Below are 12,807 nucleotides of genomic sequence, written 5' to 3'. Positions count from 1 at the left end.
GCCGCCAGGACACCCACCCGGCGCAGCCGCGGCGACCGTCGTCCCGCCCACCAGGTTCTCGATCCAGGCCGCTGAGCAGACGAGGCCCGGCCCGCTCCGCGAACGCACTCCGGCCGAAGCACCGATGCCCGGGCCGGCGCACCGGTCCGGGATGAGCACGCACGACCCGGGGGAGGGGAACGCCGGGTACCTCGGGAACGGGAACAGCGTGGCGCCGGCCCCGAGCGCAGTCCATGATCATGAAAAGTGCGAGCGACCTCTGCCGGCGCCCCGCCTCCGCCATCCGCGCGCGACCACCGAGCGCTGTACCGGGACGCGCCTCGGCCCACACCCCCGTAGCCCGTCGCTGTTCGGGCCGACCGTGTCACCGCGCACCGCCAGGCGGCCGGCAGCTGCCGACCCGGACCGTGCCGCCGATGGGACCAGCGCCCCACCGCGCGGAACAGCGGCTCAGTCCGCCCCTGGCAACGCCCGGCACCCTGCCGGAGTGATCGTGCGGCGACCCCGGCGCCGGCCGCCCAGCGGCCGATCTGGGGCGCCCTCAGATCCCGGCTGCCGGGCGAACCAGGGGAGGGGTCAGCCCTGGTCGCGCAGCCCCATCATGCCGGTGATCCGCTCGAGGTCCTCCACCGAACCGAACTCGACGACGATCCGGCCCTTCCGCTGACCCATCTCCACCTTGACCCGGGTGTCGAAGGTGTCGGAGAGCCGGTCCGCCATGTCGGTGAACTCGGGCCGCTGCACCCCCTGCTTGCGGGTCCGCGGCTCGCGCGCCGGGCCGTCCTGCCGGGCGAGCACGACGGCCTCCTCGGTCGCTCGGACCGACATGCCCTCCGCGACGATCCTCGTCGCGAGCTCCTCCTGCCGGCCGGCGTCCTCCAGGCCGAGGAGTGCCCGGGCGTGCCCGGCGGACAGAACGCCCGCGGCGACCCGACGCTGCACGGTCACCGGGAGCTTGAGCAGCCGGATCATGTTCGTGACGACCGGGCGGCTGCGGCCGAGCCGGTCGGCGAGCTCGCCGTGGGTGACCCCGAACTCGGCGAGGAGCTGCTCGTAGGCGGCCGCCTCTTCGAGCGGGTTGAGCTGGACGCGGTGGATGTTCTCCAGCAGCGCGTCGCGGAGCATGACGTCGTCGCCGGTGTGCCGGACGATCGCGGGCAGCGTGTCCAGGCCGGCCCGCTGGGCGGCCCGCCAGCGGCGCTCGCCCATGATCAGCTCGAAGTCGCGGCCGGCACGGCGCACCACGATCGGCTGGAGGAGCCCGAACTCGCGGATCGAGTGCTCCAGCTCGGCGAGCTGCTCCTCGTCGAACTGGCTCCGCGGCTGCTTCGGGTTCGGGACGATCCGCTTCAGCGGGATCTCCCGGTACTCGGCACCGCCGTCGACGACCGAGGTCTCCGCGTCGGTGCCGTCCCGGTGCGCGGACCGGTCCGGCCGGTGCAGCGGGGCGCCGGCGGCGCTCCCGGGGCCCGGGCCGTCCTCGGCCGGTGCGGTGGGGATCAGCGCGGCGAGGCCGCGCCCGAGACCACCCTTGCGTTCGGCCATCTCAGCGCCCGCCCGCACGGTAGGCGCCGGAGGCCCCGTGCTCGGCGATCTCGCGGGCGGCGTCGACGTAGCTCATCGCGCCGCGCGAGCCGGGGTCGTACTCGAGCACGGTCTGGCTGTAGCCGGGTGCCTCGGAGACCTTCACGCTGCGCGGGATGACCGTGCGCAGCGCCGTCGGACCGAAGTGCTGGCGGACCTCGGAGGTGACCTGGTCGGCCAGCTTCGTCCGCCCGTCGTACATGGTCAGCAGGATCGTCGAGACGTGCAGCGCGGTGTTGAGGTGCGACCGGACCAGGTCGATGTTGCTGAGCAGCTGGCCGAGCCCCTCCAGCGCGTAGTACTCGCACTGGATCGGGATGAGCACCTCGGAGGCGGCGACGAGCGCGTTCACCGTCAGCAGGCCGAGCGAGGGCGGGCAGTCGATCAGCACGTAGTCGACGTCCAGCTCGTCCAGGTGCTCGTCGGCGAGCGCCTGGGACAGCCGCGACTCCCGGGCCACCATGCTGACCAGCTCGATCTCGGCGCCGGCCAGGTCGATGGTCGCCGGCACGCAGAGCAGGTTGGGTGACGCGGTGCTGGTGACCGCGGCCTCCTCGAGCGGGATCTCGCCGAGCATGAGCTCGTAGACCGAGGGCGTCCCGGTCCGGTGCTCGACACCCAGCGCGGTACTCGCGTTGCCCTGCGGGTCGAGGTCGATCACCAGCACGCGGATCCCGTGCATCGCCAGCGCGGCGGCCAGGTTCACGGTGCTGGTCGTCTTGCCGACGCCGCCCTTCTGGTTGGCGACGGTCAGGACACGGCGTTCGGCCGGCCGGGGCATGCTGTGCCGATCCGGATGCAGCACGCGGGCGGCACGTTCGGCCTCGTCCGCGATGGGGGTCCAACCGAGACTCACGCGCGGCCCTCTCTCCGTCGATTCCCCTGGTGATGTTTCACGTGGAACAGCCGAGGACGGTGTCCTGCTCATCATCGCCGTTGTTTCCTCCGGTTGCGGCGGGGCGCGCCGATACGCGGAATCTCGACCACCGTGGTAAGCGGATCGACGACGCCGGCACCGCACTCGTGGATCCGGGCGTCGCCGCCCCCGAGGAGCCGGACCGCGTCCACATCGCGCGCGATCTCCTCCGGAGCGGAGGCACCCTTCAGCACCAGCATCGCACCACCGGTCCGCAACAGCGGGAGGCACAGCCCCGCGAGCCGGGCGAGTGGCCCGACCGCTCGGGCGGTGACCACATCGGCGCCCTCCCATCGTCGCAGAACGGAAGGCTCCTCGGCACGCCCCCGTTCGACGGCGATGTCGAGACCGAGGTCCGAGATCACCTCGTCCAGCCAGTCGACCCGGCGGGCGAGCGGCTCGACGAGCACGATCCGCAGGTCCGGGCGGGCCAGCGCCAACGGTATCCCGGGCAGCCCGGCGCCGGAGCCGACATCGACCACTTTCGCGTCCGGCGGTACCACCTCTGCGAGCACCGCGCAGTTGAGGACGTGCCGGTCCCACAACCGCTCCCGCTCGCGCGGCCCGATCAGCCCGCGCTCGATCCCGGACGTCGCCAGGTGCTCGACGTAGCGGACCGCCGAGGGCAGTCGCTCGCCGAACACCGACGCGGCGACGTCCGGGGTCGGCACCCCGTCGGCACTCACTTCGTGTGGACGACGACCTGCCGGCGCGGCTCCTCGCCCTCGCTCTCGCTGATGACGCCCTTCACCGTCGCGACCGCGTCGTGCACGACCTTGCGCTCGAACGGCGTCATCGGACGGAGCCGGACCGACTGCCCGGACTGCTTGACCTCGCGCGCGGTCTCCAGACCCAGGTCGGTCAGCTCGTCGCGACGGCGCTTGCGCCAGCCCGCCACGTCGAGCATCAGCCGGCTGCGGCTGCCGAGCTGCTGCTGCACCGCGAGCCGCGCGAGCTCCTGCAGGCTCTCCAGCACCGCCCCCTTGTCACCGACCAGCTTCTCCAGGTCGGTGTCGCCCTCGGCGCCCTCGATGCTGACGATGGCGCGGCCGCCGTCGACGTCGAGATCGATGTCGCCGTCGTAGTCCAGGATGTCGAGCAGACGCTCCAGGTAGTCACCTGCGACGTCGCCCTCCTGGATCAGCAGCTCGTCACCGGACGGCTTGTCCTGGACGCCGCCGTCCTGAGCAGTGGTGGACACGGGATCTCCTCTCGCTGGGGTGGGCAGGTGCGCGGCGCCGGGCCCGCGCGGCGGTGGGGTCCGCCGGGGCCGCGGGGCGCCGCGGGTCGGTCAGCGGCGCTTGCCGCGCTTGGACTTCGTTCCCTGGCGGCGCTGCACCGGCTTCGCCCCCGGCTTCTTGCCGCCGGAACCGTTGCCGTTCTTCGCGACGCCGTTCGTGCCCGAGCCGTTCGCGCCGGAGCCGTTCGGTGTGGAGCCGTTCGGTGTGGAGCCGTTCGGTGTGGAGCCGTTCGGCGACCCGCCCTCGGCGGAGGCACCGTCCGAGCCCTGCGCGGAATCGGCCTCCAGCGGCTCGTCGGCGATCCGGCGGACGTCCTGCGCGGTGCCCTTCCCGTCCTTGCGGACCGGCTTCTGCCCCGGACGCGGCGCGAGCGCCTTGGCGGACTCGGTCGCCTTCTGCTCCTTCTCCGCCTCCTCGGCGTCGATCCGCTTGTAGACGACCCACTGCTGGCCGAGCGTCCACAGGTTGTTCGCGACCCAGTAGAAGAGGACGGCGAGCGGCAGGAACGGCGCACCGACGACGACGCCGATCGGGAACACGTAGAGCATCAGCTTCTGCATGATCTCGGCCTGCGGGTTCGCCGCCGCGGTGCCGGCCGCGATCTGCGCCTGCTGGCGGGCGACCGAGTGCCGGGCGGTGACGTGCGTGAAGATGCCGGCCATGATCATCAGCGGAACCATGACGATCCACTGCGAGACCAGGTTCCCGCCCAGGTCGGCGACCGACGAGGTGTTCTGCAGCGGCCAGATCGCGGCGCCGAGCTTGGAGCCGAAGAAGTCGGAGTCGACGAACGACGCGTTCTCCGCGGCGTTGAACACGTAGTTCTCGGTCTTGCCCGGCTTGAACTCGCGCAGCACGTGGAACAGGCCGATGAAGACCGGGATCTGCACCAGGATCGGCAGGCAACCCATGATCGGGTTGGCGCCGTTCTGCTGCTGGAGCTTCTGCATCTCCGTGGCGAGCTTCTGCCGGTCGTTGGCGTACTTCTTCCGGAGCTTCTGCATCTCCGGCGCCATCTCCTGCATCTTGCGCATGGAGCGGACCTGGCTGACGAACGGCTTGTAGAGGATCAGCCGCAGGGTGAAGACGAGGAACACCACCGACAACGCCCAGGCGACACCGCTGTCGTCGCCCAGCACGAAGCCGAACACCTTGTGCCAGACCCACATGATGAAGCTGACGGGGTAGTAGATGAAGTCCAGCACGGGTGTGTTGCTCCTCGGGGTCTCGGGTCGGGCACGCTGTGCGGCGGGCCGCGCCGTCTGGAGGCCTTCGGTTCAGGACGGGTCGGTGGACGCCTGGCCGGGTTCCCGGCCGGTCCGCGGTGTTCCGCGAGGTCGCCGGGGTGGCACGGGGTCCCACCCGCCAGGGTGCCACGGCCCGCAGCGCAACAGTCGCCACGCGGTGAGCCCGAGGCCCCGGACGAGCCCGTGGGTGCCGAGCGCCTCGACGGCGTAGGCACTGCAGCTGGGGTGGAAGCGGCAGCTGGGCAGCAGGTTCGGCGAGATCCAGACCTGGTACCAGCGGACCATCGCCATCGCCACCCGGGCACCGAGCCCCGCGGGGGGTGCCGGCGGGTCGCCGCCGTCGGGGCAGCAGGGACCGCGGGCGGCGGCTTCGCGCTCCTCGCTCACCACGTCCTCCTCGGCTACGGCAGCGCCGTCGGCGCAGCGGCGGGCTTCCGGGCGTCCGGCTGTGCGGACCTCGGCCTGCGCGGACGGCTCGCCGACCGCAGCGCGGAGTCCAGGTCCGCACCGAGCTCGGCGGACGTGGCGGTGCCGGCCGGCGGCAACGCCCGTACGACGAGTGCCGCACCGGCCGGGAGCGTGTCCAGCCGGTCCGCCACCAGGTGCCGCAGACGACGGGTCACCCGGTGCCGGACGACCGCGTTGCCGACCGCCTTGCTCACGACGAAACCCGCCCGCGGCGAAGCGTGCTCGGGCACGCCGCCGGGGCGGGTCGGGTCGAGATGCACCACCAGCCTCGACCGCCCGGCACGTCGGCCGTTCCGGATCGTCGAGGCGAAGTCTGGCCGGCGGGTGAGCCGGGCGTGTGCCGGCAACACGGCGCTGGCCGGTCGGGGTGCCGGCCGTCAGGCCGAGACGTTGGTGCGCCCCTTGCGGCGGCGCGCGGCGAGAATCGCGCGGCCGGCACGGGTGCGCATGCGCAGCCGGAAACCGTGCGTCTTGGCCCGGCGGCGGTTGTTCGGCTGGAAAGTACGCTTGCTCACGGTCGGCTCTCCTGGTCGGCGGCTCGCAGGCGCCCTGCGACGCCGATGATCTCTACGGTCACTGGCACTGGTTCGTGGGCCACCGGCCGCCACGCTGCCCGCGTGCGAACGGGTGCGCGCTGGACGTACGTCATGCACGTCCTGACCAGTGTCCGAGCGTCAAGGGTACGCAGCGCGTTTCGAGGGGGTCAAACCGCCCCCGGACCGGCCGCCCCCGGGGCACCGGGGCGGGCCCCGGCTGCTAGCGTCCCCTTTCCCGCTGCTCCGTGGCGGGCGTAACGATCGTCCGCACCAGGACCGAGCCCACTGACGACCCGTCCGGCGGCCCCGCCGCGAGCCGGGCGGAGCGTGCTGCGTACCTTTACGCACAAGTGTGGACAACTCTGGGGATACATCTGCCCGCAGGTGCCGCGGACGCGTCCGAGCGAGTGAGGGCAGGTTGGTCCGGGGGGAGCAGCCGCGGACGGCGGCCGAGCGGGAAGGGGAACCGCGGATGACCGACCAGCCGGGCGATCTCGGCCGGGTCTGGAACCGGGTCATCGCCGACCTGTCGGGTTCCTCGGCGGAATCCGGTGCCCCCGCCCTGTCCCCCCAGCAGCGCGCGTTCCTCCGGCTCACCCGGCCGCTCGGGCTGCTCGACGGCACCGCGCTGCTCGCCGCCCCCTCCGAGTTCGCCAAGGACGCCATCGAGCGGATCCTGCGCCGTCCGATCAGCGACGCGCTGGGCAGGCACCTCGGCGTCTCGGTCAACCTGGCCGTCGTCGTCGACGCCTCGGCGGCCTCCGGCGGCACCGAGGTCCCCGATCCGCCCGGGTTCGGTCTCGCGCGGAGCGGATCGGCGGGCGACAGCGCCCGGGACACCGGTGCCGTCGACCGGTCCGGCCCGCAGGCCGGCGAGCCGTCCCCGCGGACCGAGGAGCCGGACACCGGCACGGCCGTGGCGACCGAGCCCGCCGCCGGCGAGGTGGCCGCCGAACCGGACCGGGGTCCCGCATACCCGGCCGATCCCGCTCCGGTGTCGCCCGGCGGCTGGGCCCCGCAGGCCACCCAGCCCGATCCGCCGGCCCGGGACACCGGCGGCACCGCGTGGCCCGCCTACACCGCGCCGCAGGCCGGTGACCCGGTCGCGCCGCGCTCGCAGACCCGGCTCAACGAGCGGTACACCTTCGACACGTTCGTCATCGGCGCGTCGAACAGGTTCAGCCACGCCGCCGCGGTCGCCGTCTCCGAGGCTCCGGCGCGGGCCTACAACCCGCTGTTCATCTGGGGCGAGTCCGGGCTGGGCAAGACCCACCTGCTGCACGCCGTCGGGCACTACGCCCAGCGGCTGTTCCCCGGGATGCGGGTCCGGTACGTCAGTACCGAAGAGTTCACCAACGACTTCATCAACTCCCTGCGCGACGACCGCAAGGTCGCCTTCCAGCGCCGCTACCGCGACGTCGATGTGCTGCTGGTCGACGACATCCAGTTCCTGGAGGGCAAGGAGGGGACGCAGGAGGAGTTCTTCCACACCTTCAACACCCTGCACAACGCGAACAAGCAGATCGTCGTCTCCTCCGACCGGCCGCCGAAGCGCCTCGAAACGCTCGAGGACCGGATGCGGACCCGCTTCGAGTGGGGGCTGATCACCGACATCCAGCCGCCCGAGCTGGAGACCCGGATCGCGATCCTCCGCAAGAAGGCCGCCCAGGACCGGCTCGCCGTGCCCGGCGAGGTGCTGGAGTTCATCGCCGAGCGGATCGAGCGCAACATTCGCGAGCTCGAGGGCGCGCTGATCCGGGTCACCGCCTTCGCGTCGCTGAACCGGCAGGCCGTCGACACCCAGCTCGCCGAGATCGTGCTGCGCGACCTCATCCCCGACTCCGCGGCCTCCGAGATCACCGCGCCGACGATCATGGCGGTGACCGCCGAGTTCTTCAGCGTGACGCTCGACGACCTCTCCGGGCCCGGCAAGACGAAGGCGCTCGCGCAGGCCCGGCAGATCGCGATGTACCTCTGCCGCGAGCTGACCGACCTGTCGCTGCCCCGGATCGGGCAGACCTTCGGCGGCCGGGACCACACGACCGTCATGCACGCCGACAAGAAGATCCGCAACGAGATCTCGCTCCGGCGGAAGACCTTCGAGCAGGTACAAGAGCTGACCGCGCGGATCAAGCTGCGCGCCCGGCACTGACTCCGCGCCGGCCCCGCCTTCGCACCGGCGGGCCCCGGCGTCGCACCTCTACTCATGGCGTCGCACCCGCGACCGGGCTCAGCGAGCCGCCCACGCCGGCCCCGAACCCCGCGGCCGGGCGGGCGGGACCGAGGGCCGACGAGCCGCACCGGCCGAGTTGTCCACCGCCCACCCCCACGATCCACAGCGCCGCGGACGCCGGGACCGCCACGCGACCCCGGTCACCGGCCGCGCCGGGACCGATTCCGTCGCACCCACACGGTTACCAGCCCTCAGACGGCCGCTGAGGCCCGTTCCCGGCCGTCCCGGGATGATCAGGTACCCCGGCGACGGCCGGCTCCGGCGCCCGGAGCCGGCACACCCTGATCCCGATCGGGTCCGGCGTGCCGACACCGGCGTGTCGCTCCCACGACTTCCGCTCGCCGTCCGGTAATGGGCGCTGGGCGCACGGCCACCCGAGCAGGTGATCATCCGCGCCGACCGGGTCGTCACCCTCCGTCGACCGGTTTGTGGCGCATGAGGCGAATGTGGGTTCAGAGCGCAACGTCAGGGTGCCGCTCGCCCTGCGGTCTCCATCACCCTGGGTCTACGATCCACCACGTTTCCACCCACATCTGGGGACAACTCTGTGGATGGACCGCGCCGGGCCCGTGGACGGATGCCCCACGATCCGTGGACAACTCCCCCCGGAACCCGGGATGGATCGGGGACGGATGGGTGGACGGGCCGTCCGTCCACCGCCGCGGGAAGCTGTCAACGGGTGCCCCCACCGTCACGTCCCCAGTCGACGCGGCCTGCTGACCAGCGCCGATGAGGTCCATCCACACTGTGCACAGCCCTTACTACTACGTCTGTTCTTCTCTCCTTCTTCTCTACTACTCAAGAAGAGGCGTGTGGAGGGACCCGGACGGGGTCCCTCCACGGGCACACCCGGTCGCCGCCCGTCCGGCCGGTGACCGCCGGGGCGGCGTGGAAACTGTCGGTGGGAGGCTCTACCGTGAGCGTCCCGGCGAACCCGGGTCCCGATCCCGCAGCAGCCGCCCGGTGGCGGCACGGCACCACCGCAGCGGGGGAGGGCACCGGTTCGCCGTCGCACCGCCGTCCCGCCGGCGGTCCGGGCCCGGCGACGGGCAGCGGGCCGAGGCGCTACCGGGGAAGGTTCTCGATGAAGTTCCGGGTCGAACGCGACGTCCTAGCGGACGCGGCTGCCTGGGTGGCGCGCAGCCTTCCGGCGCGCCCGCCGGTGCCCGTGCTCGGCGGAGTCCTCATCCAGTCCGATGGCGAGGCCGCCGAACGGCTCACGGTCTCCGGCTTCGACTACGAGACCTCGGCCCGGGTGGAGCTCGACGCCACGGTCGGCGAGCCGGGTCGCATGCTGGTGTCCGGGCGGCTGCTGGCCGACATCACCCGGGCACTGCCGTCCAAACCGGTCGACCTGGTGGTCGACGGGGCGCGCGCCACGATCTCTTGCGGCAACAGCCGGTTCAGCCTCCCGACGATGCCGGTCGAGGACTACCCGCAGCTGCCCGAGATGCCGCAGCGGGCCGGTTCGGTCGCCGCCGACGCGCTCGCCGCGGCGGTCGCCCAGGTCGCCGTCGCGTCCGGCCGCGACGACACGCTGCCGATGCTGACCGGCGTCCGGCTGGAGATCGAGGGATCCCAGCTGACGCTGGCCGCGACCGACCGGTTCCGGCTGGCCGTGCGCGAGCTCGAGTGGGTCCCGGAGGACGCGTCGATCTCGACCGCCGTGCTCATCCCGGCGAAGACGCTCGCCGAGGTCGCCAAGACGCTCGCCGGCTCGGGCACCGTCGAGATCGCACTGTCCGCCGGCGACGGCATGCTCGGCCTGACCGGCGGTGGCCGGCGGTCCACCAGCCGCCTGCTCGACGCCGAGTTCCCCCGGTTCCGCCAGCTGATCCCGGCCGAGCACACCACCGCCGTCGAGCTGGACGTGGCGCTGCTGGTCGAGGCGATCAAGCGGGTCTCGCTGGTCGCCGACCGGGTCGCCCAGATCCGGCTCGAGTTCGGTGAGGACGGTCTGCGGCTGGCCGCCGGCGGCGACGACGTCGGATCGGCCGAGGAGGAGCTCCCCTGCGCGCTGGACGGAAATCCGCTGACCATCGCGTTCAACCCGGGCTACCTGCTCGACTCGCTCGGCGCGCTGCACACCGACCGCGCGCAGCTGACCTTCACCACGCCGAACCGGCCGGCGCTGGTCCGGCCGGTGCCGAAACCCGCGACCGACGACGCCGAGGACGCACCGTCCCCGGAGAAGTCCGGGTACCTGCACCTGCTGATGCCGGTCCGGCTCCCCGGCTGAGCCCGCGCACCGCAGGCACCACCTCCCCCGCCCGCCGGCCGGCGGGGCGGAACGGGAAGACTCGGCCCCGGCGTGATCGACGCCGCCCGCCGGCTCCACGACGCGACCGGTGGCACGGACGGAGGAGCTCACTGTGCAGATCGGTCTGATCGGACTCGGCCGCATGGGCGGCAACATGCGGGAACGGCTGCGCGCCGCCGGCCACGAGGTGATCGGATTCGATCCCCGGCCCGAGGTCAGCGACGTCGCCTCGCTGCCCGATCTGGCGGCCGCGCTCGACGCACCGCGCACGGTGTGGGTGATGGTCCCGTCCGGCGAGCCCACCCGGAACACGATCGCCACCCTGGCCACCGTGCTGGGCTCCGGTGACCTGGTCATCGAGGGCGGCAACTCCCGCTACACCGACGACCGGCCGAACGCCGCGCTGCTCGCCGAGCACGGCATCGGCTACGTCGACTGTGGCGTCTCCGGCGGGATCTGGGGCAAGGACAACGGCTACGGCCTGATGGCGGGCGGCGAGGACGAGCACATCGCCCGCGCCATGCCGGTCTTCGACGCGCTCCGGCCGGAGGGTGCACGCGAGGAGGGCTTCGCGCACGCCGGCCCGGTCGGCGCAGGCCACTTCTCCAAGATGGTGCACAACGGCATCGAGTACGGCCTGATGCAGGCCTACGCCGAGGGCTTCGAGCTCATGCAGGCCAGCGAGCTGATCACCGACGTGCCTGGCGTCATCCAGGCCTGGTCGCGCGGCACGGTGGTCCGCTCCTGGCTGCTCGACCTGCTGGTCGCCGCGCTGAAGGACGATCCCGACCTGGACGGTCTCGAGGCGTGGGTCGACGACTCCGGCGAGGGCCGGTGGACCATCGAGGAGGCCATCGACCACGCCGTGCCGCTGCCGGTGATCTCCGCCGCGCTGTTCGCCCGGTTCTCCTCCCGGCAGGACGAGTCCCCGGCGATGAAGGCGGTGGCCGCGCTGCGCCAGCAGTTCGGCGGGCACGCCGTGAAGCGCTCCGGCCCGGCCGGTGCACCCGGTGACAAGGCGGGTCCGGCGTCCGCGGCGGGAGGCTGACCACTCGGTGTACCTCAGGCGGTTCTCGGTCACCGACTTCCGGTCCTGGCCGGAGGCCGAGCTGGAGCTCGACCCCGGCGTCACGGTGCTGGTCGGGTCGAACGGCGCGGGCAAGACGAACCTGGTGGAGGGCGTCGGGTACCTCGCCTCGCTCGGCTCGCACCGGGTCACCTCCGACGTCCCGCTGATCCGGCGCGGTGCCGAGCAGGCGGTCGTCCGCGGCGAGGTGCACCATCACGGCCGCATGCTCGGCGTCGAACTGGAGATCAACTCCGGGAAGCAGAACCGGGCCAGGGTGAACCGTTCCCCGGTCTCCCGGCCGCGGGACGTCCTCGGGATCCTGCGCAGCGTGCTGTTCGCGCCGGAGGACCTGGCGCTGGTCCGCGGCGACCCCTCGGAACGACGCCGGTTCCTCGACGAGCTGCTGGTCGCCCGCTTCCCCCGGTACGCCGGCGTCCGCTCGGACTACGACAAGGTGCTCCGCCAGCGGTCCGCCCTGCTCAAGTCGGCGAAGCCGGCGCTGCGGGCCGGGCCGCGGGGGAGGTCGCGGCCGCGCGCCGAGGCGCCCCCGGCCGACGACCTGCCCGACGACCTGACCACCCTCGAGGTGTGGGACGGGCACCTCGCCCGCACCGGCGCCGCGCTGCTCGCCGGCCGCCGGGAGCTGGTCGTCGCACTCGCGCCGTACGCCAGGGAGGCCTTCGCGCAGGTCGCCCCGTCGTCGGACCCGATCGGGCTGGACTACCGGTCCAGTCTCGGCACGGACGGGGTGGCGGACCTGCCGTCGTCGGCCGGGGACCTGGAGGCGCTGCTGCTCGCCCGGCTCGCCGACGTCCGCCGGCAGGAGATCGAGCGCGGGGTGTGCCTGGTCGGCCCGCACCGCGACGAGCTGGAGCTCGCGCTCGGCGAGGGCCCGGCGAAGGGGTACGCCAGCCACGGCGAGTCGTGGGCCTTCGCGCTGGCGTTGCGGCTGGCGTCCTACCGGCTGCTGCACGCCGACGACGTCGAGCCGGTGCTCGTGCTCGACGACGTGTTCGCCGAGCTCGACGCCACCCGCAGGCGGGCCCTGGCCGGGCTGGTCTCCGGGGCCGAGCAGGTGTTGGTGACGGCCGCCGTCGCCGAGGACGTGCCGCGCGAGCTGGACGGCGCCCGGTTCCACGTCGGGGACCGGCGGGTCGTCCGCGAACCGGACGGGGGAGCGGCATGACCGTTGCAGCGACTCCCTGTCACAGATATCTCGACCGCATCACGGCGACCTGGGGACAAGCCTGTGG

12 protein-coding genes are annotated in these 12,807 nt (G+C 72.9%); 4 read left to right on the top strand and 8 right to left on the bottom strand.

Translation table 11 applies throughout. The annotated features are described in order from the left end of the window. Positions 1-576: 576 nt before the first annotated feature. The 8 genes from ACVJO7_RS08275 to rpmH form a co-directional block, all read right to left on the bottom strand. Positions 577-1,545, bottom strand: a complete 969-nt coding sequence (locus ACVJO7_RS08275) for a ParB/RepB/Spo0J family partition protein (protein ID WP_491672365.1) — start codon at positions 1,543-1,545, stop codon at positions 577-579. Between the two features lies 1 nt (position 1,546). Continuing rightward, positions 1,547-2,512, bottom strand: a complete 966-nt coding sequence (locus tag ACVJO7_RS08270; protein WP_491672364.1) for a ParA family protein — start codon at positions 2,510-2,512, stop codon at positions 1,547-1,549. Then, on the bottom strand, positions 2,512-3,171 hold the full coding sequence (gene rsmG, locus ACVJO7_RS08265; RefSeq protein ID WP_491672363.1) for a 16S rRNA (guanine(527)-N(7))-methyltransferase RsmG: 660 nt from the start codon (positions 3,169-3,171) through the stop codon (positions 2,512-2,514). The genes ACVJO7_RS08270 and rsmG overlap by 1 nt, the downstream gene beginning before the upstream one ends. 11 nt (positions 3,172-3,182) lie before the next feature. After that, positions 3,183-3,701: a Jag family protein gene (locus ACVJO7_RS08260; protein WP_344023853.1), complete on the bottom strand. Its 519-nt coding sequence runs from the start codon at positions 3,699-3,701 to the stop codon at positions 3,183-3,185. A gap of 90 nt (positions 3,702-3,791) precedes the next feature. Beyond that, positions 3,792-4,946 (bottom strand): membrane protein insertase YidC, encoded by a 1,155-nt coding sequence (gene yidC / locus ACVJO7_RS08255; RefSeq protein WP_491672362.1) that lies wholly within the window; start codon positions 4,944-4,946, stop codon positions 3,792-3,794. A 72-nt stretch (positions 4,947-5,018) separates the two neighbouring features. Next, positions 5,019-5,375 (bottom strand): membrane protein insertion efficiency factor YidD, encoded by a 357-nt coding sequence (gene yidD, locus ACVJO7_RS08250; protein WP_491672361.1) that lies wholly within the window; start codon positions 5,373-5,375, stop codon positions 5,019-5,021. Between the two features lie 14 nt (positions 5,376-5,389). Further along, entirely contained in the window at positions 5,390-5,806 is a 417-nt protein-coding gene (gene rnpA, locus ACVJO7_RS08245; RefSeq protein ID WP_344023857.1) for a ribonuclease P protein component, read from the bottom strand. 27 nt (positions 5,807-5,833) lie between these two features. Beyond that, positions 5,834-5,971 (bottom strand): 50S ribosomal protein L34, encoded by a 138-nt coding sequence (gene rpmH / locus ACVJO7_RS08240; protein ID WP_085915072.1) that lies wholly within the window; start codon positions 5,969-5,971, stop codon positions 5,834-5,836. A 493-nt stretch (positions 5,972-6,464) separates the two neighbouring features. Between rpmH and dnaA the strand changes: the two genes are divergently transcribed. From dnaA to recF, 4 genes are all read left to right on the top strand, one after another. Beyond that, positions 6,465-8,144 carry a chromosomal replication initiator protein DnaA gene (dnaA, locus tag ACVJO7_RS08235; protein WP_358488289.1) on the top strand — a complete coding sequence of 560 codons (1,680 nt, stop codon included), beginning with the start codon at positions 6,465-6,467 and terminating at the stop codon, positions 8,142-8,144. A 1,165-nt stretch (positions 8,145-9,309) separates the two neighbouring features. Next, positions 9,310-10,464: a DNA polymerase III subunit beta gene (gene dnaN, locus ACVJO7_RS08230; RefSeq protein ID WP_491672360.1), complete on the top strand. Its 1,155-nt coding sequence runs from the start codon at positions 9,310-9,312 to the stop codon at positions 10,462-10,464. A gap of 133 nt (positions 10,465-10,597) precedes the next feature. Then, positions 10,598-11,533, top strand: a complete 936-nt coding sequence (gnd, locus tag ACVJO7_RS08225; protein WP_344023865.1) for a phosphogluconate dehydrogenase (NAD(+)-dependent, decarboxylating) — start codon at positions 10,598-10,600, stop codon at positions 11,531-11,533. 7 nt (positions 11,534-11,540) lie between these two features. Then, positions 11,541-12,740 (top strand): DNA replication/repair protein RecF, encoded by a 1,200-nt coding sequence (recF, locus tag ACVJO7_RS08220; protein WP_344023867.1) that lies wholly within the window; start codon positions 11,541-11,543, stop codon positions 12,738-12,740. Positions 12,741-12,807 lie beyond the last annotated feature (67 nt).

It is taken from the genome of Pseudonocardia sp. DxW (assembly GCF_058448985.1).
Note: the sequence above shows the minus strand (reverse complement) of the source record. Positions and strands in the feature narration are given on the sequence as shown.

What these genes read in the sequence shown, in the direction of transcription:
- ACVJO7_RS08275 (WP_491672365.1), bottom strand. Translation starts at nt 1,545, where the DNA reads ATGGCCGAACGCAAGGGTGGTCTCGGGCGCGGCCTCGCCGCGCTGATC.
- ACVJO7_RS08270 (WP_491672364.1), bottom strand. Translation starts at nt 2,512, where the DNA reads ATGAGCAGGACACCGTCCTCGGCTGTTCCACGTGAAACATCACCAGGG.
- dnaA (WP_358488289.1), top strand. Translation starts at nt 6,465, where the DNA reads ATGACCGACCAGCCGGGCGATCTCGGCCGGGTCTGGAACCGGGTCATC.
- dnaN (WP_491672360.1), top strand. Translation starts at nt 9,310, where the DNA reads ATGAAGTTCCGGGTCGAACGCGACGTCCTAGCGGACGCGGCTGCCTGG.